Source organism: Plantactinospora sp. A48 (assembly GCF_055793945.1).
On sequence record NZ_JBTIXF010000011.1, the window covers coordinates 70,761 to 92,276 of the forward strand.

Annotated in this window: 21 protein-coding genes; 11 read left to right on the forward strand and 10 right to left on the reverse strand. The window is 68.4% G+C overall.

Going from position 1 to position 21,516, the window contains the following annotated elements:
• Positions 1 to 859: 859 nt before the first annotated feature.
• Together ACXN5W_RS08610 and ACXN5W_RS08615 are read right to left on the reverse strand one after the other, a co-directional pair.
• On the reverse strand, positions 860 to 1,627 hold the full coding sequence (locus ACXN5W_RS08610) for a hypothetical protein (RefSeq protein ID WP_473157642.1): 768 nt from the start codon (positions 1,625 to 1,627) through the stop codon (positions 860 to 862).
• A 226-nt stretch (positions 1,628 to 1,853) separates the two neighbouring features.
• On the reverse strand, positions 1,854 to 2,771 hold the full coding sequence (locus ACXN5W_RS08615; RefSeq protein WP_473157643.1) for a hypothetical protein: 918 nt from the start codon (positions 2,769 to 2,771) through the stop codon (positions 1,854 to 1,856).
• A 243-nt stretch (positions 2,772 to 3,014) separates the two neighbouring features.
• On the opposite strand from ACXN5W_RS08615, the gene ACXN5W_RS08620 reads away from it, so the two are divergent.
• The gene (locus tag ACXN5W_RS08620) at positions 3,015 to 3,791 is read left to right on the forward strand and encodes a DUF4389 domain-containing protein (RefSeq protein WP_473157644.1); all 777 of its coding nucleotides are present in this window, start codon (positions 3,015 to 3,017) and stop codon (positions 3,789 to 3,791) included.
• A gap of 96 nt (positions 3,792 to 3,887) precedes the next feature.
• Here ACXN5W_RS08620 and ACXN5W_RS08625 read toward each other — a convergent pair whose 3' ends face one another.
• Complete coding sequence (locus ACXN5W_RS08625; RefSeq protein ID WP_473157645.1) at positions 3,888 to 5,009, reverse strand: MerR family transcriptional regulator; 1,122 nt, start codon at positions 5,007 to 5,009, stop codon at positions 3,888 to 3,890.
• Positions 5,010 to 5,106: 97 nt separating this feature from the next.
• Between ACXN5W_RS08625 and ACXN5W_RS08630 the strand changes: the two genes are divergently transcribed.
• The 3 genes from ACXN5W_RS08630 to ACXN5W_RS08640 all read left to right on the forward strand — a co-directional run bounded on the left by ACXN5W_RS08630 (position 5,107) and on the right by ACXN5W_RS08640 (position 7,732).
• Entirely contained in the window at positions 5,107 to 5,838 is a 732-nt protein-coding gene (locus tag ACXN5W_RS08630) for a hypothetical protein (RefSeq protein WP_473157646.1), read from the forward strand.
• A gap of 177 nt (positions 5,839 to 6,015) precedes the next feature.
• Positions 6,016 to 6,609 (forward strand): MOSC domain-containing protein, encoded by a 594-nt coding sequence (locus ACXN5W_RS08635; RefSeq protein ID WP_473157647.1) that lies wholly within the window; start codon positions 6,016 to 6,018, stop codon positions 6,607 to 6,609.
• Between the two features lie 310 nt (positions 6,610 to 6,919).
• Positions 6,920 to 7,732 carry a hypothetical protein gene (locus ACXN5W_RS08640; RefSeq protein WP_473157648.1) on the forward strand — a complete coding sequence of 271 codons (813 nt, stop codon included), beginning with the start codon at positions 6,920 to 6,922 and terminating at the stop codon, positions 7,730 to 7,732.
• Between the two features lie 61 nt (positions 7,733 to 7,793).
• Here the strand turns inward: ACXN5W_RS08640 and ACXN5W_RS08645 are convergent, their stop codons facing one another.
• The 4 genes from ACXN5W_RS08645 to ACXN5W_RS08660 form a co-directional block, all read right to left on the reverse strand.
• Complete coding sequence (locus tag ACXN5W_RS08645) at positions 7,794 to 8,312, reverse strand: cupin domain-containing protein (RefSeq protein ID WP_473157649.1); 519 nt, start codon at positions 8,310 to 8,312, stop codon at positions 7,794 to 7,796.
• A 345-nt stretch (positions 8,313 to 8,657) separates the two neighbouring features.
• Complete coding sequence (locus ACXN5W_RS08650; RefSeq protein WP_473157650.1) at positions 8,658 to 9,011, reverse strand: hypothetical protein; 354 nt, start codon at positions 9,009 to 9,011, stop codon at positions 8,658 to 8,660.
• Positions 9,012 to 9,516: 505 nt separating this feature from the next.
• Complete coding sequence (locus ACXN5W_RS08655) at positions 9,517 to 12,852, reverse strand: glycoside hydrolase family 3 C-terminal domain-containing protein (RefSeq protein ID WP_473157651.1); 3,336 nt, start codon at positions 12,850 to 12,852, stop codon at positions 9,517 to 9,519.
• A gap of 225 nt (positions 12,853 to 13,077) precedes the next feature.
• Entirely contained in the window at positions 13,078 to 13,665 is a 588-nt protein-coding gene (locus ACXN5W_RS08660; protein ID WP_473157652.1) for a GIY-YIG nuclease family protein, read from the reverse strand.
• 96 nt (positions 13,666 to 13,761) lie between these two features.
• On the opposite strand from ACXN5W_RS08660, the gene ACXN5W_RS08665 reads away from it, so the two are divergent.
• The 5 genes from ACXN5W_RS08665 to ACXN5W_RS08685 all read left to right on the forward strand — a co-directional run bounded on the left by ACXN5W_RS08665 (position 13,762) and on the right by ACXN5W_RS08685 (position 16,730).
• Positions 13,762 to 14,262 (forward strand): hypothetical protein, encoded by a 501-nt coding sequence (locus ACXN5W_RS08665; RefSeq protein WP_473157653.1) that lies wholly within the window; start codon positions 13,762 to 13,764, stop codon positions 14,260 to 14,262.
• Positions 14,263 to 14,769: 507 nt separating this feature from the next.
• Positions 14,770 to 15,420: a phosphotransferase-like protein gene (locus tag ACXN5W_RS08670; RefSeq protein WP_473157654.1), complete on the forward strand. Its 651-nt coding sequence runs from the start codon at positions 14,770 to 14,772 to the stop codon at positions 15,418 to 15,420.
• Positions 15,318 to 15,635 carry a cold-shock protein gene (locus ACXN5W_RS08675; protein ID WP_473157655.1) on the forward strand — a complete coding sequence of 106 codons (318 nt, stop codon included), beginning with the start codon at positions 15,318 to 15,320 and terminating at the stop codon, positions 15,633 to 15,635. The genes ACXN5W_RS08670 and ACXN5W_RS08675 overlap by 103 nt, the downstream gene beginning before the upstream one ends.
• Before the next feature lie 249 nt (positions 15,636 to 15,884).
• Positions 15,885 to 16,235, forward strand: coding sequence for a hypothetical protein (locus ACXN5W_RS08680; protein WP_473157656.1), 351 nt, complete (start codon positions 15,885 to 15,887; stop codon positions 16,233 to 16,235).
• Between the two features lie 72 nt (positions 16,236 to 16,307).
• Entirely contained in the window at positions 16,308 to 16,730 is a 423-nt protein-coding gene (locus ACXN5W_RS08685) for a cyclic-phosphate processing receiver domain-containing protein (RefSeq protein WP_473157711.1), read from the forward strand.
• A gap of 92 nt (positions 16,731 to 16,822) precedes the next feature.
• On the opposite strand, the gene ACXN5W_RS08690 is transcribed toward ACXN5W_RS08685, so the two are convergent.
• Entirely contained in the window at positions 16,823 to 17,236 is a 414-nt protein-coding gene (locus tag ACXN5W_RS08690; RefSeq protein ID WP_473157657.1) for a PPOX class F420-dependent oxidoreductase, read from the reverse strand.
• Between the two features lie 336 nt (positions 17,237 to 17,572).
• On the opposite strand from ACXN5W_RS08690, the gene ACXN5W_RS08695 reads away from it, so the two are divergent.
• Together ACXN5W_RS08695 and ACXN5W_RS08700 are read left to right on the forward strand one after the other, a co-directional pair.
• Positions 17,573 to 18,187, forward strand: a complete 615-nt coding sequence (locus tag ACXN5W_RS08695) for a GNAT family N-acetyltransferase (protein WP_473157658.1) — start codon at positions 17,573 to 17,575, stop codon at positions 18,185 to 18,187.
• Positions 18,188 to 18,272: 85 nt separating this feature from the next.
• Complete coding sequence (locus ACXN5W_RS08700) at positions 18,273 to 18,983, forward strand: hypothetical protein (protein ID WP_473157659.1); 711 nt, start codon at positions 18,273 to 18,275, stop codon at positions 18,981 to 18,983.
• Between the two features lie 167 nt (positions 18,984 to 19,150).
• On the opposite strand, the gene ACXN5W_RS08705 is transcribed toward ACXN5W_RS08700, so the two are convergent.
• Positions 19,151 to 19,537 carry a VOC family protein gene (locus ACXN5W_RS08705; protein WP_473157660.1) on the reverse strand — a complete coding sequence of 129 codons (387 nt, stop codon included), beginning with the start codon at positions 19,535 to 19,537 and terminating at the stop codon, positions 19,151 to 19,153.
• Between the two features lie 202 nt (positions 19,538 to 19,739).
• Entirely contained in the window at positions 19,740 to 21,482 is a 1,743-nt protein-coding gene (locus tag ACXN5W_RS08710; protein WP_473157661.1) for a hypothetical protein, read from the reverse strand.
• Positions 21,483 to 21,516: the final 34 nt, after the last annotated feature.

A 21,516-nucleotide genomic window follows, 5' to 3' on the forward strand; every position in this document is an offset into this window, starting at 1 on the left:
CCCTCTGCTAGTAGCTGACACGGGCCAAGGCACCTGGCCTGATCAAATATTCAGGTTGCTGCCATGAGATGCTGAGTCATTCCAGGTGCTGGGTCTGATATTGACCGATCCGGTTTTGGGATTCTACTTGACGTGCGGGAATGTGAGGACTGCTGCAGTGATCCTGCCGGCGCTTAACCGCACAGCTTCACGTTGCGTAGCGCTTTGAAGGCGTTACTGATCAGGGAGTTGCCGTGTGCGTCGATGGTGGTGTGGAGGCCGTTGTGGTCCGGCTGAACTGCCTCTATGCGCTGGTGCGGGACCTGTTCTTCGCCGTCATGGGCGTGATCATGCGGGCCCGGCTCCGTGGCCGAGTACCTGCCGCTGGCCGCCGGTCCAGACGGGTCAGCAGGGGCAGGATGTCGTGTTTGCCGCCGGGTCGTGCTGGTGAGGCCGGCAGCAGGTCTCATCTGGGAGGTGATGACCTGCATGTCAACGCTGTGGTTATAGTTCTTGCCAGGCCATCACCGGTCCACTCCCGGCCTCGGTTCGCGATGAGCCCGTCGGTCTCGAGCAGTGACTACCGGTTGAACAGGCGGGTGAGGCGGGCAACGACCGCAGTGGTGAGGGCCCATCCGGCGAGGACGAGCAGCGCCGAGATGCCAGACGCCGGCGAGCCAGGTGCGGTAGCCGTAGCCGACAACGCCGTCGAGGGCGTACCCGAGAATCCGCGCGGGACGGCTGAGGGTCGCCCTGCGTTGGCGCTGCTTCTCGCGCAGCACACGCCGGGCTTCCTGGTCCTGGCCGTTCTGCCGGTAGTGGGCGGCCAACTGCTCGTACGGCTGGGGTGCGTGACCGTCCGGGCTTCGACGCAGCCAGTTCAGGCGCTGCCTGACGGTGACCGGCCGCGGTGACAGCGGCTTCCCACGAGGCGCGGGCGATCGGGCGACCAGCAGCCGGTAGGTACAGCCGACAAGGTCAAGTTTCTCCGGCCAGGTGGCCGGGTTGTCGAAGATCGAGTCGGCCTGCAGGCCGCTGAGGCGTACCGGCCGACCGGCGGCGCCGCGAAGGTCAGCCAGAGACTCCCGATCCGGGCGCCACCGACGTGTAGGGCCCAGATGCCCGTGGTGCTGAGCCGTGCCTCGGTGAAGTTCAGTTGGTTGCCGATCTGGGCGTGGACCAGGATGACATCGCCTTCGACGGTGAACCCGTACCGGGCGGAGAAGCTGCCGGTGACCGTCAGGCGGTTGGCGTCGATGGCCGGGCCGGTCGGGTTTCGCACGGTCGCGCCGGTGAACAGCACGTCACCGCCGATGGTCGCGGCGGACAGCCAGACCCGGCCGTGTGCGGTGAATCCACCTCTGCCGCTGAGGTCGCCGATCACCGTCATCCGCGCGGCGGCGAGCACGTGATCCCCGGTCCCTGAGCCGCCCAGCGTGGCGCCGTCGAGGATGACGGATCCGCTGATCCGCGCGTCGCGGATGTCTACGGTGCCGGTGACATCGCACCGGGTCAGGTCGAGGTCACCGCGTACCTCCAGGAGCCGGGCACGCAGACCGGGCAGTACGCAGTCGACGAGGGTGACACCCGTGGTGCGGGCGTTGGTGAGGTCGATGACCTCGGTGAAGGTCGAGCCGACCAGGAACACGAGCCGACCAGGAACACCGGTACGGCGATGTCGGCCTGGCGGACGTCGAGGTGGCCGACAACCCTGGCGTTGCGCAGCCGTAACGCCGCTCGCGGGTAGGCGGCCCGGTCGACGGACCGGGTCAGCAGATCGGCGACGACATCGGCGCGGACCGACTCGGCCGCACCACGGAGATCAAGCTCCGCACCTCGAACAAACGCCGCCCGCAGCCGTCGCTCGGCCGGGTTCAGCCGTCCTGGACCGCCACGCATGGCGGTGATGGTCGCATGTCGCTGTCCAGCTGAACGGATGCGGTGGGTGGGTTCGGCGCGGGTCGCCGGAACAGCGGCCGGTAGACGTAACCGGTCACCATCGCCAGTAGGACCGCCAGCAGGGTCGAGCCGACGGCGGTGACCGCCGAGGCGTCGGGATCGTGCCGGGCGAGCATGGTGATCGCCATGCCGGCGACCGAGGCACCGATCAACGTGTACGCCCCGAGCAGCGCGTAGGCCGGCTTACGGGCCCACGCCCGATGCCGCAGCGTGCCCACGCCGACCGTAACGGCCGCCGGCACGACGATCCCCAGGTCCATGAACTTGACCAGCCAGAACGCCGTCGGGCTGGAAAGATACTGCACGGTCGACGGATGGTCCCGCATGGCGTCCAGGTAGTTCGGCAGGTGCAGGCCCACGACGACGAACACGGCGATCACCAGCAGAAGAACCCCGGCCGTACGATCAACGGCTGCCGAATTCACCGGAAGCCGCTCCGCCGGGACGCTCTGCCAGGCTCGCAGGGCGATTGCCCCGGCGAGCACGAACACCCCGAGCAGCAGCGGGAAGAACCGTTCCACGTTGCCCGGCAGGTCCAGGAACTCGTTGCCCAGGATCAGCTGAGGGTACGTGTAGACGACGAAGACGGACGGCGCCAGGCTGAGCACCGCCGCGGCCTGGCGCCGGCGGATCGCCAGGATCGCGACCGTGACGGTGACCGGTACGACCACGGCCAGCGCGGCGGCGTCACCCCCGACGATCTGGTTCAGGCTCGTCGCGGAGACGCGATAGCGCAGCACATCCAGCACGAGCGGGCCGAGCAGCGCCACGGCGGCGACGGCGGCACTCAACCCGAGCAGGGCAGCGCCGAGCGCACGGGTACCTGTTCTCATCGCGCACCTCCGGCCGGTGTCGTCGCGGTGAGTCTGGGCCCGGCCAGCCAGGCCCGGCCAGGGCCATCCGGCCCGCAGCGGTACGCACTCTCCGCGCGGCGAACCGACCCGGGCGGCACGGCGTGTTCGGGCGGAGGGCGTGTTCCGGGTGTACGGCGTGTTCCGGGCGGACGAGGGGCCGTTCGGCACTGTCAGCCGACCGGGAGGCGGCGTCTACTCGGGACAACAGATTCCGGAGATGCCATGAAACGCTATCCCGTCCAGGTGGTCGCCCATCGCGAGGAACCCCTCAGCCGCTGGTTGTGGCTGGTGAAATGGCTGTTGTTGATACCGCACTATCTGATCCTCCTGGCGCTGTGGATCGCGTTCGTCGCGGTGACCCTGGTGGCCTACGTCGCGGTGTTGTTTACCGGCCGCTACCCGCCGGCGATCCTCGCGTTCAACGTGGGCGTGCTGCGGTGGAGCTGGCGCGTGAACTACTACGGCTACCAGGCACTGGGCACGGACCGCTATCCGCCGTTCACCCTGGCCGACGTCGCCGACTATCCGGCTCGGCTGCGGGTCGATCCGCCCGACCGGTTGCCCCGTTGGCTGCCGCTGGTGGCGTGGCTGTTCGCCATCCCGCAGCTGGTGCTCGTCGCCGCACTGACCGGGCCCGCCTTCTGGGAGTTCCGGGACGACGCGTCCTCCTCGGCCCCGATCGGCGTTGTCAGCCTCGGTCTGCTCATCGTCGGGATCAGCCTGCTGTTCACCGGCCGCTACCCCCGGGGCCTGTACGACCTGCTGCTCGGCATCGCACGCTGGAACCTGCGGGTGATCGCCTATCTGGCCCTGCTGACCGACCGGTACCCGCCGTTCCGGCTGGACCAGGGCGATGAGGAGCCAGGGCCCGATCCGGTCGGGCCGGTCGAGACACACCCCGGCCGGCCCGCCGACGTCGATCCGTCGTCACCCACCGTCCGTACCGAGCCGCAGGTGTCGGCCGGCGGACCGGTGGCCCACGCGGGTCTGCCCGGCTAGGAGTCAGGTGGTGCCGGTGATCGGGCCGCGCCATGCCCGGTCACCAGCCGGCGGTCACCGGTCCCCGGCCGGCGGTCCCGGGCCTGCGGTCACCGGTCACCGGTCGGCGGTGAGCAGGCGGAGGCCGAGCTCCGCGGTGTCGAGGGCGACGAGGTCACGGTTGCGCTCGGCCCACCGGCCCGAGGACAGGTCTTCGCGGAGCGCGCTGACCGCCCGCTGCTCGGCCTGCGGTCCGACCCTGGTCCATACCGAGACCGCGCGGCGGACATGCTCGGCCAGATACGCCTCGGGCCGGCGCCAGTGGGCTTCGAAGAAGCCGTCGGCGCAGTCCCACGGGACCAGCACCGGCTCCGCGCGTCCGCCGATCGCGCGGGTCAGGTCGGCCAGGGACGGCCAGCCGGTGAGGAGATCCGCGAACTCGGGCAGGTAGTCGCGGGTGAGCCAGAACCGCTCGCGCCAGTTGGTGTCGGTGGCGTCGTACGTGAAGACCACCACGCGGCGGGCCACCCGCCGCATCTCGCGTAGCCCGGCGACCGGATCCCGCCAGTGATGGACGGTGCTGACCGCCATCGCGGCGTCAAACGACTGGTCCTCGAACGGCAACCGCTCCGCGGCGGCGGCCACGCACGGCGCCGCGCCTGCGGGACGCTGCGCCCGCATGACCGCCGACGGTTCCACCGCCGTGACGTCGCGGTCGGGTGGTTCGTACGATCCGGTGCCGGCCCCGACGTTCAGCACCGTTCGCGCGTCTCCCAGCGCAGCCCAGATGCGCGCGGCGATCCGCGGCTCGGTGCGCCGCGTTGCTGGATAGGCAGATCCGATGGTGTCGTACAACTGCGCGCCGAACACCTTCAACTGCTCCTCAGGTGTCACTTTGATCCCCATTGCCCGTGCCTCCAGTTCCCGGTCGATGGCCGTCACCATGGCGGCGGCGCGGTCGCGCTGGTCCCGCAGCAGGCCGCGCAGCCGGCGCAGGTGCGCGACGGCGTCGGTGGCCGGATCGTCGACCAGAGCCGCGATCTCCCGTAGTCCGAATCCGAGCCGCCGGTAGGCGAGCACCTCCCGGAGCCGCTCCACGTCGTCCGCGGCGTAGGCCCGGTGCCCGGCCGCGGTCCGCGTGGACGGCACCAGGAGGCCGATCTCGTCGTAGTGATGCAGCGTGCGGACGCTGACGCCGGCCAACTCCGCCACGCGCCCCACGGTCAGGTGCTCCTCCACGCCGACGACTATGTGCCATGACGCCACGTGAGGAGCAAGCGTTCGACCCGACCTGTGTTCGGCAGCGGCGTCGGGGCCGGCGCTTATCCTTCGGGGCGTGCCGACGTACGAGGAACTGATGGAGTTGAGTCGCCTGCCGGACCCGTCCACGCTGCTGTTCAGTGTCCGGTCGGGCGGGCCGGTGGAGGGTGATCTGGGCCGCCGGGAAGCGGTCGAACACTGGTCGTTCCTCGCGAGCCGTGGCGGCTACCGCATCACATCGCTGGACACACGTTCCGGGCATGGCAGCGCGACGTACTGCGGTGACGTCGATGTCGACGGGCTGATCTACCAGATACACCAGGGGCCACGCCGTCGGATCTCTCGGGTGTGGATGGACGATGCGGGTGCCTGGCAGGGCAGGTTCGGGCTCGCGGAGGCGATCTGGGCGGTGCCCGTACCGCCGGAGCCGGAGCCGATCGACTGCCCCTGGTGCGCGGACGGCCCGCCGGACACGTTCGGGTTGGCTGGTTCGGGGCCGGTCGACGGCGTCTTCTCGGTCTGGTTGGCCGAGCGCGCCGATGGCACCGGGCGCGGGATCGTCATCCAACAGGACACCCGGGAGGACGAGCCCGTCATGGTGTGCCTCGAACCCGCGCACGCTGTGGTGGAGGCTGGCATTCGTGGCTGGACGCTGTCCGACGACGAACTGGCCCTACGGTTCACCAGCGAGGCCGCCAACGAGTTGGAGATCCCCGATGCCGATGGTTGGCTGCGGTTCCGGCTCGCGGTGAAGCCGGCGGCACGGCGTAAGTTGCGGGCCGGGCTGGAAAAGCTGCTCCGGCCGTGAAGCTGACGGCCGGGCGCACCGGTGTACGTGTCCTTTCCCGGGCTGGACCAGCGCGGTACGCGAGTTGGGAGAGCCGTACGACACCACTCAAGGGCGATACGGAGCAGGCCCGCGTTCCGGTCTCGCGTGTCGAGAACGGTTTGGACGCCGCTTGCGCGCCACGGGCACAGTCGAGTCATGGCAGACCCCAGCACCGTACGCCATCGCTCGATGGACGAGATCCTGGAAGGGCTGCACCTCGTGCGGTGCTCCCCCCGGGATGTCGGCACCCTGGCACTGGCCGTACGTCGGCCGGCCGTCGACGCCCGGGAGGTGCTTCCGCAGGCCGAACTGGACCCCACCGCCGGGCTGGTCGGCGACAGCTGGAGTCAACGGCCCAGCTCACGAACGGACGACCGGTCACCGCATCCCGACATGCAGCTGAACGTCATCAACGCCCGTTTCATCGAACTGATCGCGGGTCCTGACCGTGACGCCTGGGCACTCGCCGGGGATCAGCTCTACCTCGATTTCGACCTGAGCTTCGACGCTCTGCCAGCCGGTTCACGTCTGGCGATCGGCGACCGGGCCGTCATCGAGGTGACCGATCAGCCACACACCGGTTGCGCCAAATTCGCCGCCCGGTTCGGACGCGACGCCCACAAAATCGTCTGGACCGAGGAGGGCCGGCAACTGCGCCTGCGTGGCCTCAACGCCCGGGTGCTCGTCGGCGGGACGATCAAGTCAGGCGACACCGTACGGCAGCTCCCCGCCGACGTCCGACCAGCCTGACTCCGAACGTCTCCGCATCTCACCGGCGGCGGGTACGTCCCGGACGCCGGTGAGGGCCTTGTGCTCGCAACGAGGCAGCGCCGTTTGAGCCACGCCACGAGTAACGACAAACGTGACCGGTTCGGCGAGGTCCGGACGATCGCACCCGGCCAGCCATTGCCGAGCGAGGCACACCATTTCATTCCCCCGTATACCGGTGAGTCATACCCGATTGCGGCATGAATGCACATCCGATCGGCAACGACTTCCTGGGACGGGGAAGGATTGCGGTGGGTTCCTAGAATCGAAAACCGGATGAGGGGCGCCGGGGATGTTCTATGAACTGGCAGGTTTGATCATCGGGGTGGCCGGTGTAGTGGTCACACTGGCCAGCATGTTGAGCGGTCGCGGAAAGTGGATCGTCGCCTGCTTCGGCGTATTGCTCATCCTGGTCGCGACGGCGCTCGTGTTCCTGCCTCGGATGAACAGCGGCGGTGGGAGCGGCAGCCGTCAGCCAACGTCGCCGAACGCGTCGGCTTCCCAAACCTCCATCACGACTCTGCCAAGCGACGAAGACGTACTGCTCGAAGAGGACTTCCACACCGCTGACCACGGCTGGCAGATCGGGCATGACAACGAACGTGGCACCGCGCGTTACGAGTTGGGACGACTGCGTATCCAGCCTGAACCGGGCTTCGCCAAATGGATCACCGCACCGGTTCAACCGGTTCCGGCCGGCGTGCGGATCGTGGCCAAGGCGCACCTGGAGACCGGCCAAGGAGGATGGGGTATCTGGTGCCGGGGCACCGCCGACAACAGCCGGCAGTACGAGTTCAGCGTGACTCACGCTGGAGACGCGTACATCAAGAACGGCTACGATCGGGCGCTGGGTAAGACCAACATTCCTGGCTTTGACATCACCCACGAAAACACCATGACCGTCGACTGCCGGGATGCCAACGACGATGTTCAGCTGTCCATGTCCATGAACGGCGAGCAGGTCTTGTCGGCCCAGGGCAGCGACGGCGACGGCGGGCTCCTCGGGCCAGGCCCGATCGGGTTGCACGCATTTGCTTTCGGCGACACCGCCGGTGCGTCAGCCGATGTCCGGTTCAGCTACTTCGAAGCGGTCCGGTTGCCGTGAGCCGGCGGAGGTCGTGGACCACTGGCGCGGTTGGTGACCGCGGATGCCTGCGGCTTGCTGCTCAGCTGTTGTCGCCGGGCAGCATTTCCGTCGCATATTGTGGTGCCAGGTTGACTGCTCGCTGTTGCCGTTCCCTGATCTCGTCGTCGGTGAGGTGGGGCGGCGGGGCGGTGCGGCTGTCGACCCGGTCGCCGCAGCGGGTGAACAATTCGTCCTGACCGGCTGGCGTACACATGCAGAGCATGCGGGCTGGTCGGCCCGAGCGGTTGCGGAAGTGATGTGGTGCGTTGGCCGGGATGTTGACCGTTCTTCCAGCCGTGGCGGTGGTGGTGGTACCGCGGAAGATGAACTCGATTTCGCCTTCGAGGATGGTGAACATCTCCTCGAAGTCGTGCCGGTGCAGTGGCGGACCCCCACCGTCGGGTACGTGCATGTCGATGAGGCAGTACGCGCCGTTGGTCTGCTGGCCGTTCACCAGGATGGTGTAGGTGTCGCCGGCGAGCGCGATGTGGACGGCCCCCGGTGAGTCGGCATCGGCGACCACGAGTTCGCGGGCCGGATCGTCGGCGGGGATGGTCACGGCTGTCCCTCCTTGCTCTGCGACGCAAAGCTCCCGGCGAGTGCAGCAAGGTGACCGCGAATCGGCAGAGCCGCGAGCACGCCCAGGTTACGGAGGCCAATGTACGCGGCGAAGCTGTAGTTGGGACGCCGGTCGAGATTCTTGCTGGCCCGGTCGTAGCGCATCGTGGTGCGGACGCGACGTGGTGGGCGGCGATCGATCCTGACCTGGCCTCCGGGTTCGACAGACCTCCGTACCGTCGCGCTGGCGGCACGATTCTCCGGGCCTCCAGCGCGACGGCGGCCTGAGGGTGTGCGACGACGGTCGTTGGACCGGTGACTGCCCGTCAGGCGATGCGGGACTGGATCAGAAGTACACCGTTTTGGTCTTCGAGTACGTGGTGTACTGGTTGCCCGGGTAGAAGGTCGATCCGTACACGGTGACCTGAACGTTGGTGAACCCGTAGCTGGAGACGAGGTCACCGCTGAAGGTCTCGCAGTTCTGGTAGTAGACGACGTGGGCCGCTGTGGCGGTTCCTCCCTGGATGGTCACGCGTGAACTCGGGTAGGTGCTCTGCCCGCAAAGCGTCACCGAGTAGCTTGCCTGGGTGCTTCCCGACACTCCCGTCACGGTGCCGGTGGCGGTGCCGAGGGACTGCGTGTCGTAGTAGCCACCTTTGACCGACACGGTGAACGAGGCCGTGTCCGCCTGGGCGCTCACCGCGGGGAGCGTGGCCACTGCGGCCACGCCAGCGGCGCCTGCGGCCAACAGGCGGACGAAGCGGGAAGAACGGGCTTGGGACATGCTGCTCCAGACGTAGAGGGAAATGCGCTCATGGCGTCTAGCCGGCTAGGAACCCAATGTTAGACGGACCGGGGCTCAAAAGCACGTATGAAATTGAGATCCGCCAATGATCATATACGCTGGACCGTCGTAATGTCGTACATCAATGTCATGATTTACGCGATAGGTGACGAACACAACGCGACGCACAATACGCACTGGGCGCTGAACGGAAGCTGGCCGTTCCTGGCTGGCGCGGAGCCGCTTTCGAGGCGCCGGCAGACACTCTTTGTCTCGCGCCCGACAAAAGGGAATCGGTGGGATGGTATGACAACAAAAATTGTGGGTGCCGGGTAGCCCGAGGACCTGACACCCTCGGGCTACCCGGCTGTTCGGGAGGATCGTTCGCGGCCGGGCCGCGTGACGCGAGATCAGCTGATGGTCAGGGCGATGGCGTGAGTGGAGCCGTTGCCCCAGCCGATCCGCAACTCACCGGCCCCCGGGGCGAGGTGTCGCCGGCCAGCGGTGGCCCCACCCCGCCGAACCGGCACTTGGGCGTGATCGTCACCAGGGCCGATTCCGACGTTTGCACGCCGGCGCCGGTTGCTGTGACAGTGACCCGTACGTGCCCGGTCCTGGTCGCGGTCAGGACTCCCGCCGAGGTGACGCTCGCTCCGGCGGTGTTGGTGTCCATCGGAGCGATCTGGTAGCTGTACGTCGTTGTCGGGTCGGCCGGGAACACATTCGCGGACAGTGTTGTCCCCGAGGATGCCTGGTCGAGCGCAACTTTCCGGTCATCGAAGTCGACCCGCGACGTGTAAGCGTTCGGGAACGCCGAGCCGGTGGCGTCCGGCGCGCCGGAGGTCACCACGACCGGGAACGTGGTCGACCTGCTCTCCCCGTCGGCGGTGGCCTTGGCCGTGATCAGCACTGCGCCGGTGGACACGGGCTTGACCGAGCCGCTGGCGTCGACCGTCGCGACCGCCGGGTTGGAGGAGGTGTACTTCACCTTGAGCGCCCGATGGGAAAGATCCCAGAATGTCATGTCGTGCTTGGTGACCGACAGCTGGGCGTTGATCCGGTTGTCGGGGGTGTCCAGGCTCAACTCGGTGGCGTCCGGCTGGGCCGAGACCACCTCGACGCCGGCCGCGCGGTGTCCGGTCACCCGCAGGCTCACCGGCTTCAGATCCGCGTCGGCCGAGCTCGGACCAGCCAGGATGGTCCAGTCGCCCGTGGGGAACACCTTCTTGTGCTTCACGTCGTCCCAGAACCACAGGTCACCGGCGCCAATGGTGACCTTTACCGTCTTGGCGGTCCCAGCGATCAGGTCGCTCTTGACGAAACCCTTCAGCTGCTTGAGCGGACGCTGGTTCCCATCGGCCCCCTTCGGAGCTCTGGCGTAGACCTCCACGACAGCCCTGCCCGGGTTGCTGGCGACCCGGTTCGACACAGGCACCGAGACCGTCACCGAATCGTCGGGAGTGATCCTCGAGGAGGACAGTCTCGGGGTGCCGTAGACGAACGGCGAGTACGACAGACCCTGACCGAACACATAGTGGGGAGCCGCGCAACCGGGACCGACCTGGTAGTAGAGGTACGTCCGGCCGCACCTGGCGCCCTCCGCCTTGGTCATCCGGTAGTCCTCGATCCCGCGGTCCGGAGCGGCCGCCGGCCCGAGTTGTGCGTCGACGTCGGAGTACCAGGTCAGCGGCAGCTTGCCCGAGAAGTTGGCCACCGCGGTACGCCCGTCCTCGAGCGTCACCGCGTCGTTGAACAGCAACTCGGCCATCGCCTTGCCCTGGTACATGCCGTTGAAGGACGACCAGACGATCGCCCCTACGCTCGGCAGGTCCTTGAACGCGCTGACGTCGACCATGGTCTTGGCCTGGATCCACACCACGATCTTCTTGCCGTACTTCTGGGCGAGCGGGGCGATCGAGTCCCGGATCAGCTCGGCCTGCATGCGTGGCATGACGACCGTGGAGCGGTCGGTGCCCTCGCCGCCGTCGTTGTTCCGGTGACCGACGGTCACCACGACATTGTCGGCCTGTGAGATCTGGTATTCGGCGGTCGCCGCGTCCGTTACGGGATCGCAGGGGCTGCTGGCGCACACGGAGGTGGTGATCGCGGTGCCGTTGGCGTCAAGGACGTTGGGGAACACCGCGAGGTGGCTGGACAGGAACGGCGTGGTGGAGCCCGCGGTCACGGCCGAGGCGGACGACCCCGTCCGCTCGGCCAACGCCTGGGCGAAGGTGGTGTTCACAGCTGTGGGTCCGGAGTAGGAGCCCGACTGGAACCCGTTGAGGGAGTCCACGTGCCCCAGGGCGACTGTCTTGCCGGTCGCCGCGCCCGCGAACGGGAGCGTTCTGCCGGCGTTCTTCAGCAGCACGGGCGCCTCGAGGGCAGACTCGTGCGCGACCGCACGGTGCGCTGGCGAAGCCAGCTTGACATCAGGATCGCCGGCCGCCGACAGCGAGTAGGACTCGCTGTTCCACGGGACCGAGGCGACGGGATCGAACTCGCCCAGCTGGAACCGCGCGGTGAAGGCGCGGACGAGCGCGATGTCGATGTCTGCCTCGCTGACAAAGCCTTGGCTCTGAGCCGCCGGCAGTCCGGTCGCCGTGGGGTAGTCACCGCCCGAGCAGTCAAGATCGGTGCCGGCCTTGAGTGCCCAGGCGTTGCCGAGGGTCTTGCCGACCTGCGTCTGACCGCCGAGTTGGACGGGCTGCCACGAGTGTCCTGATGTCCCAGTTCCGTACACCCGGGTGATCGCATCGCAGTCGGAGACGACGTAACCGTCGAAGCCGTACGACCTGCGCAGCATGGTCTCGATGGCGTACCGGCTCGCCGCGGCCGGCGTCCCGGGAGTACCGCCGGGGGTGGCATTGTCCCGGGGGCTCCACAGGGTCGGGTAGCTCGAGGCGGACGGGTAGTCCGTCGTGTAGTTCTCCACCTCGGAGAGGGCGTTGTAGGCGACCATCAGCGACCGCGCGCCCGCCTCGCCGGCCGAGGCCGCGAAGGCCGGCAGGAAGTACTCGTGCATCGAACGCTCGGTGAAGTTCGACGTGCCGAAGTCGCGGTTCGCCTCGGAGTTGTTCGCCAGGTAATGCTTCGGCGTGGCGACTGCCTGAACGTAGTCGTGCGCCCCGGCGGGAATCGTGTCGGGACGCGACGAGGTGTTGCCCTGCAAACCCGTCACGAAGGCGCCGGCCACCTGGCCCGCCAGGAAGGGATCCTCGGTGTAGGACTCGTCCGCCCGCCCCCACCGGGGATCGCGGTTGAGGTTCTGGTTCGGCGACCAGTAGGTCAAGCCGTGACAGGCGCCACCGACGGGGTTGGGGTTCGCCACACCCGGCGGGCAGGACGTGTTGTAGGTCACGCGGGCCTCGTCAGCGATACCGCCGGCGATCTCCTGGGTGACGGCTGGATTCCACGTCGACGCGATCGAGGTGCTCTGCGGATACTGTGTGTAGTTGCCGTTTCCGGGGATGGTCGGGAAATAGATCCCGTGATTCGCCTCTGCCCAGTACCCGTACGACTTCACGCCGAGCCGGTCGATCGCCTTCGGCTTCGCACGCCAGGTCGCATGCGGCTGCATCGCTCTGAGCTGGTCGTACTTCTCCTCCAGCGTCATGCGCGAGACCAGGTCCGCCGCACGGACACTGAACGGCAGCGAGGTGTTCCTGTACGCCGGCGTGCCCTCGGCGGACGCCGAGGTCGGCCGCACGAACGCGCCGAGCCCGCCCACCGCCACCGCCCACGCCAGCCCGAGCGCCAAGAACCTGCGCCCTGGACTCCTGGCGCCTCTGCCGTGCCCCCTCGCTCGCGAGGGCGCAGAACTGGTCTTCACCATTTGAAGGTCTCCGCTGTCCAAGGTGGCCGAACTCCGATCTCTCGATGTCTGGCCTCTCATGATAGACCGACGTCGATTCAATCAGGAGAACTGTGACGATTGCGTAGACGGTGTGGCGGGAGGGGCCTCGTCCGCGTGGCGGGCGGTCGGTTACGGCGTTCGCGGAGGCTGGGCCGGGCTGCTGCTGGCGTTGTACGAGTTCTTGGCGGCGACAACGGCCGGCTGGATGTGCTCGGGGTCGACGCCGTGGACATTGAGCGGCGGGTGCACACGCCGGACGAGTTCGGCCTCGATGGTGGCCGGTTCCGCGTCCTGCACCCAGGTCAAGCGCAGGTGCGTGTGCATCCAGGTGGTGAGCCGCGCCTCGTCCTCGCCGACCAGGACGACACGGTCGGTCCAGGTCGTTCGGTATCCCTCGGACCCGAGAAGCCCGGCCAGGGTACGGCGCAGGGTCGAGCTGCCCGAACGCCGCAGATGGTTGCGCAGGATCCGTCCCCGCAGGTTGGTCGCCCGTCCGAGGTACAACAGCCGTAACGACGGGACGTTCTCATTCGGCAGCCCGGGAAGTTCGGGCAGGACCGAAGGGGCGGCCCACCAGGCGTAGACACCGCTGCCACGGCTGAGCCGCTTGACGGCGATACTGAGTTCGACCGGCGCGGCGGACAGCAGTCGCAGGGCCTCGTCGACCCGGGCTTCGTCAGCGGGGACGTTGTCGGGTCGACGTTCAGGAATGGTCATCGAGAGCATCGTAGATCCCCGGCACCAAACCACTCCTGAGCCACGGCGCTACTCCTGAGCGACGGCCTCGGCCGGGTCGACCTGGAGATCCGCTGGATGGCCCACCTCGACCAGACCAACGTGCTCCGGCTGTGGCGATCCTGGACCGGACGCCAGATCCACACGGTTAGCATGCCGCTCGGCGAGCTGATCGCCGCCCAGGGGGCCAGCGGTGCCGCGGACGTGGTCTCCGCGTCCAGCGAGGCCCCGGCATCGCCCGTCGTACGCGCGATCCTGCCGGCGGCGACCGCGTTGCTCAACATCGGGCCAGTCCGCGCCTTCGCGCGCCGGCGGCTGGCCACGGTACGGCTCAAGGCGGCACCGAAGCCGCGCGAGCACTCGTGGGGCCACGCCGTCATCCAGTGGCCGGACGGCAGCACGCGCGAGGGCTGGCTGCGCGTCGGCGAGGCCCAGGCCTGGACGGGCGTGGTGCCTGCCGAGGTGATCCGCCGGCTGCTCGACCGACAGGGCAAGCCGGGCGCGTACACCCCGGCCGCGCTTTTCGGCCCCACCCTGGCCGAATCCTGCGGCGGCGAGTACCACATCCTCGACGCATAACCGCCGCCAGTCGCCGCCCGCACCAAAGCCGGGGCGGTCCGGGTCTCATCAGCAGGACAGGGAGTGGCAGATGTCCTTCACCCGTTGGGGTAGGTGACAACCGGCTCCGCTTCCTCGGCACGAGCGTGCGTCGGCCGACCCTGACGCACGTCACGCCGCATGACGGGGGTCACCGCCGACCGCCGCGCGGCCGGCGGCAGTTGAGGATGCCCGACGCAGGGACGATCATCGTGGGATGTCGGGAAGCAGGCGAGACGAGGTTCAGAATGACGGTGGGTCGCTGCCCTCGGAATTCGCGTGGGTCGTCTGGCGGCAAGACGATAACGGGAACCGATTCGAGGTCGCTCGGCGAACGGCGCGGGTGGACGCTGATTCGCTGGCGGAGGCTATGGAGCGGCGTGGCCACAAGCAGACGTACTGGGTGGAGAGGGCTACCTGACGGTACCGGGCCTTCGGTGCATCCTTGTAGCCGGGCAGGCTGAGATCGGCGGGTACCGAAGGTGACGGATGCGCAGCACTGGCATGCCCAACCGGCGGCGAACGAGTGCGGGGGTGCCGTGGTGGTGGATCATCCTGTACGTCGTGGAACCTGTCCCGCTGCCGCGCGGTCCTGGCCGGATCATTCTGTTCAACGGTGCGTCCAGTTCCGGTAACGAGCTGATCGTGGAGCACATCATCGAGTTCTCCGCCTGGCGCCACGACCTGGCCGTGGTGCTGGCCGACCCGGACGTGTTCCTCATCGGCGTGCATTGCGACCTCGACGAGTTGGGCCGTCGTGAACGTGCCCGTGGCGATCGGCGCATCGGGGAGGGTCGCACCCACGTCGAGGTCGACGGCATCCACACCTTCGGCCCGTACGACCGGGACGTGGACGCCACCGGGGGCGTCGGCGCCGATCTGGTCGCCTCGATACTCACCGCGTGGCGGCATCGCACCCGCACACCGGCGTGCTCACACCACCAACGCCGAGACCGTTCGGCCCCACACCGGATCCGGGTTGAGGATGCCGGCGGGGCGTTGCTCTTCGCGATGACGGCTCCAGACAGAATCAAGGGATGGCAAGCTCCGGAGTCGTTCGGACCTATCACAGCGACGAGGGATGGGGCATCATCGACGGTCCGGGTGTGCCCGGCGGATGTTGGGTCCACTTCTCGGTGATCGCCATGAACGGGTTTAGGCAGCTCACCGCCGGGCAGAGAGTCTCGTTTCTGGCCGAGGCTGCGACCCAGGACGGGTTCGCGTACCGGGCGGTGAAGGTGTGGACGGGCGACACTGAGCCAGACGACCAACAACGAGAAGGCACCGAATTCTCCGCCTTCCACAGCACCCTGACTCTGACCTTCGACGAGCCGCCGGAGCCCAGCGGGCGCTGACATCGAGAGTCCCTTTCTGGCTCCTGCCTTGGCTACGTGCGGACCAGGTCCCAGGACCTGCCGAGCGCTTCGCGGCATGAGAGGTAACGCGACCTTGGGATTTTCGGCTCCGTCCAGGGGGAGGCGTCAGCCGATCTGGCGTCGTGGTCGAATGCCATCGTGGCTGACCTGCGACCCCGTTTCGCCGATGACACAGAAACGCATCCCGGTCTGCGGCTGACGGCGGTTCCACGTTCGTCCAGTCTGATGGTGGACGCGGACACCAGACTGCTCCTGCACGAGGGCCTCGGCCGGTTCGACATGGAGATCCGCTGGATGGCTCAGCTCGACGAGGCCAACGTGCTCCGGCTGTGGCGATCCTGGACGGGGCACCAGATCTACCAAGCCGTCCTTGAGCAGCAGGCGGCCGGCCCATGGGTGATCCGCGATCTCGCCGTGGAGCAGGAACCGACTCGATACCGGGGATCCCTTTCGGCGGAGCCCGAACAGTTCGACAAGGTGCTCGGGTCCGTCGTCAACACCCTGCGCAGGTTCCGGGCCGGCCACACCCCGTACGGCCCGGCCCCGGGCGCCGAACCGTTGCCGCCGGCCTGGCCATGAGGAGCACCCCGCGCCGTCGTCTGCGTCATGCAGCGCGGCGGGCTCGCCGCGCGAACCCAGCGGCAGATTCGGATGGCGGATGGTGGATGGTTCGGGCACCATCATCGCGTGGATGCCCACCGGATGATCGTTCTGGTTGACGACCTTCGCTCGTTCGTCGATGGCCGCAACGCGGAGGTGGCCCGTACGAGCGCTGCCGGAGTCGAGTTCCTTCGTCGGTACCGGGACGGGCGCCTGGACGAGCTGTGGCTGGACCACGACCTGGGCGGCGACGACACGATCTGGCCGGTCGTGGAGATGTTGGAGCGGGCCGCCTTCGAGGGATGCCCCTTCGACATCGGTGTCGTCAATGTGCATTCCACCAACCCGGCAGGCGCAGCGAAGGTCGCACAGGTCCTACGACACTGGGGCTACCGCGTCCAGAACGCGTCGGGCGCCGCGGACGTCGGCTATGTCGACGGCCCGGCGGTGAACTGCTCGGTTCAAGGCCGTTGACCGGCCGTCGCACTTTGTCTGCGGCAGATCAGTATGTCGCTGCGACGGTCATGGTCCAGTCACCGACGGCCCGAGGGGACTCGTCGCGACGGTCAGCCGGCCCAGGGCCCGACCCCACCGATGCGCTCGACGTGGTAGCGGACGATATAACCGGGCGCTTTCGGTGCGGGAAATGTCATGCCCGCTCCCATGTAGATCTTGGTGAGGTCGTCGAGCAGGTCCCATGCTCGATCGCTCGGCTCGACCGTTGCCCGCGCGTGGACCACTGCGTAAGGATTTAGAAAGACCTCGGGGTCACGAGGCGCGTCAAAGGAGAGCGCCACTCGTGAGTCGCGTTCGATGTTGCGGACCTTCACGTACCGATTCATGTGACCACTGACCAGATCGTCCCCGTCGAGGCCGATCCAGATGACGCTCACCTGAGGGCTGCCGTCACGGTTGACGGTGCTGAGGTGGGCCATCGGCCCAGAGGCCACCAGAGCGCGCAGTGATTCGGGAAGACGCATGGATGAAGGTTATCGGGTTTCACGCCGGTCCAGCCGGCCGGTTCCCGGGCGCGCGGCAGTGTCGTAGGTGACAGTCAATGCCGATGAGGGCGATCGGTGCAACCGTCGACAGCCCCGATGCGGAGCCACGTTGACCGCCCGCACGGGCAGTGGCGAGCCTGCGTCGTCGACATGCCGTGACAGCGGCATGAGCGGGATGTTGCGAGTCTCGTACCACGGCCGCTTGTGGCAAGCTTGTCGGCCGTGGTGACAGTTGCCGATTGCCAACGCGTCCAGACCAACTGGTTCCGATTCCGGGCAGAGACGTGCGGCGGCGCGGTTCGGACTGACGGACCGTTGACCTGGATCGACGGGCCCGACGGCTTGAACCTGATGTTCCCGGCCGAGATGAGCATTGCCGGAGTGTTGCGGGGGGTCGAGCACGCCCGTGACCGTGGCTTGACGATCGTCGGCGCGTGGCTCGCCCGTGATGTCGACACGGCGCCGCTCGCGGCAGCGGGCTTCACCCCGGGCTGGTCGCCATGGTGGATGGCCGCAGACCTGTCCGGCCTGCCGACGGACGCCGACCCGAGGGTGGAACTGCAGGTGGAAAGCACCGACTATGACGAGTACCCGGACCAGGGGGCGTTGCTGGCCGTGGCTCGGCGCCAACCCGCCCGAGCCTGGTACGCCGCCGCGTACACCCCGCAGGCCAGACGGTTCGCCGGGCGGGCATGGTCGTTCCTCGACGATGACCTCGCCGGCATCTTCGACATGGATGTCTGGAAGCCGTTCCGCCGGCGCGGCTACGGCACAGGGCTGCTGCGCACCGTCTGTGCCGCGGCTCGGCGGGAAGGCGCCCGGCATGCCGTTCTGAACGCGACACCCGAGGGAAAACTGCTCTACAAGGCCTGCGGCTTCACCCAGATCGGCGAAGGCGTCACCTGGTGGCGTCACCTCGGCACACATTGATCGACGGACTGTCATCGGCACTTTCGGACGTTGGCAGGCAGGGGCGTGCCACGGACGTGGCGCCTTCCGTGCGAGTAATTCCGAGGTGGTCATGCTGCGACGGGGCAACGGGTCGCAACGCCGATCGACGGTGATGTCGTGTGCTGTACTGCCAGGCATGAGGCAGCGGGCAGGTTTGGTCATCGGTGTGGTGGTCCTGCTTGTCGGGGTAGGCGGTCTGGCCGGCTGGCGGTGGTGGCGCAGTCTGCCGCCGTACGGGCCGGAGGTATTGGCCGCGACCGCGACGCTGGATCTGGTCGACCAGGCCACGGCGGACGCCACGTTCAACCCACGCAACGTGGAGCATGCCGGCGACGGGGACCAGATCTTTCTCGGCCGGGTGGCCTGGCAACGTCCGCCCGATCCTCGGGTTGACGGCTCCCTCCGGATCGTGGTGCTCGACAAACGCACGCGCCGCATGCCCGGCTTCATCACCGTAACGTCGGCGCGGCCGGATGAGGTCGCCGCCGGCTCGGACGGAGCCCTGGACCGTGCCGAGGAGCGCTATTCCTGGCTGCAGGGGATCGGTATGCGCAAGGTCGACGGCGGGTTCTTGACCGTTGGCAGTTCCGTCACCGTGTCCTCGGTTGATGCGTCACCGGTGACTGTCGCCTTCGTGCTACACCCGCCGCGTCCGGGAACGCCACCCGAGCGGGCCGTCGCCACCGCGCCCGCTGCGATCAGCGACCTGCTGGTCGCCCTGGTCAGCGTCGGACCGGACGGACACATTCATTGTGCCCAACGCCTGCTGAACTGACGCCCCGCCGTACGAATGCGAGACAGAGCCGTTCGCGATGCGGTCCCCGGTGACGCTTCGCACGGCGCGCTGGCGGCGGCAGAAGAGTGCGCCCGATCTGCGGCAGTTCCGGGCGCTTTCTCAGTCCGGCGCAGGTTGAGATCGGTCCGCCCTCCACGCCACATCGACTACCGATGACGTTGTAGCGGCGACTTGTCTCCCACGAGCCAAAGATGACCCCATGGATCGAAGAAGCCGCCCTGGCGGTGCGTGCCCCATGGCGCGGAGTGGTCGCGCACCGGATCGTGGTAGTCGGCTCCTGCCTCAGCAGCACCACCGACGACGGCGTCTGGATCGTCAACGAACACCTCGATCCGCGCCGAGGTGCTACCGAGTGTTGTCGGGCTCTCCCAGCCGTTGTTCCCGGGCTCCGCGACGAAGAACGGTGCCCCGTCGAACTGGAGTCCAATGACCGATCCGAGGTTCCACAGCTCAGTGGCACCAAGGGCTTGCTGGTACCAAGCAGAGGCTGCTGCGGCGTCCGGCACCGCGAGCATGACGGAGATGAGGGTCATAGCTAGGAGGGTAGGCAATCCGGAGCACAACGCGAAGGATCTCGCGAACAGCCGTTCATCGGCAGATCCGGCTGCCGATGATCGGGCCTGGCCCGCCCGGGCCCGGTGATCGGTGTACGCGGCCGGACGAGGTTGCCGGCCGAGGCGACGGCGTGTCGCCGTGGCGTACCGGGACTCCAGGGCTGGCCCCGTCTGTCGGACGTCAGGACCAGGCGGTTCGTCCGCTGGCGAACCACTCGTCCGCGTCCACGGTGAGCAGGCAGGGGTCCGCCGGTCCCGAGGTGGCCCTGGGTGGCGCGTCGTAGCGCAGCACGTAGACGCCGTCGAACCAGCGCTCCTCGGTGAGCCGCCCGTACCGGTCCAGCGCCTGCCGCTCGGGGTCGAGCCGGGCCCGCCGTACCGAGGTCCAGTTGACCCGCAGCAGCCAGATCCGGCCGGCTCCGGGCAGCAACGTCGACCGGGGGACGCCCAGGCAGTCCCGCCCGGTCCTCGTGGTGTAGACGCCGTCCGGTCGTAGCCCGTACCACCGGGCCAGCGCGGTGGTGGCGTTGCCCATGGCGGTCAGCACCCGATCGCCGGGTTGGCGGTGGTCGAGCACGTACCGGACCGCGGCCTCGGCCGTGGCGTACCGGTCGGCGTTCGTGAACCGGGTTGGCCGGCCCAGATCCGGTGCGAAGCTCGACACCAGGATGGTCGCGAGCAGGAAGCCGCCCGCGGTGGCCAGCGCCGTCCCCACTCGGCGCGGCGGGCCGGTCGCCGGCTCCGCCGGGCCGATCGCCGGCTCCGCCGGGCCGATCGCGGGTTCCGCCGGGCCGGTCGCGGGTTCCGCCGGGCCGGTCGCGGGTTCCGGCCGGCGGGTGGCCAACCGGCCGGCGCCGGCGCGGACAGCCCGGACCAGGGTGTCGGCGCCCGCGCAGAGCAGCAGGAGGACGACCGGTACGAGCCACAGCGCCACCCGGCCGGTCATCGGGTAGAACCGCAGCAGCGCCAGCAGGTAACCGGCGCCGAGCGGTGCCACCAGCAGAGCGCCCTGGCGGGGCAGCCGGATGAGCAGACCGGCGGCGCCCAGCAGCAGCAGGCCGGCGAGCACCGGCGTGAGGCGGCCGAAGTCGTGGCCCAGCGTCGGTGCGTCGAAGTTGTGGACCAGTTCGCGGGTCCAGGACAGCCCCGACCGCAGGCCGAGCGGGGACGGCCCCAACGAGCCGCGGTACACCGAGGTCCACCAGTCGTACAGCCAGGCCGGGGTGGGCGGCGCGGTCAGCCGCAGGACCGCCACGGAGATCACCGCCGGCACGGCCGCCACCAGATGCCGGCGCAGCAGCCGCCAGTCCCGGTCCAGCAGTGCGTAGAGCACCAGCAGACCGCCGCTGGTGGCGGTCGTGAAGACGGCCGCGGTGGCGAACCAGGCCGCCACCGCGCCGGTGAGCCAGAACACCGGCAGGCGTCGGCCCCCGGGCTCGGCCAGGGCCCGGAACGCCAGGAGCAGCAGCACCGTCGTGGCCAGTGCGTCGATGGCGTACGGCTTGAGCTGGTTGGACTGGTAGATCAGCACCGGCCCGCCCGCCACCAGCACGCTGGCCGCCACGGCCAGCGGCGCCGACATGACCCGCCGGGCCAGCGCGCCGGTCACCGCGATCACGGCGCAGCCGGCCAGCAGGCTCGGTGCCCGCAGCGCGGCGTCGGCGTGGCTGATCGACACGACGGCCTTTTCCAGCCACAGCCAGCCGGGCGGCGCCAACTGGTCGTAGTCCAGCGGCCCGAGCAACTGCGCGAACGTGTGCCATCGCACGTTCACCGCGATCCACAGCTCGTCCGAGTTCAGCGACATGCCGCGGGTCCACCGGACCACCCGGATCGCCGTGCCGGCCACGACCGCCAGGGCGACCCAGATCGGGTACGACAGAAGTGCGCGCCGGACAAAATCCCCGTTCCGGTCCCCGTTCATCACCGTAAACGTAACGGAGTGCGATGACTCAGTT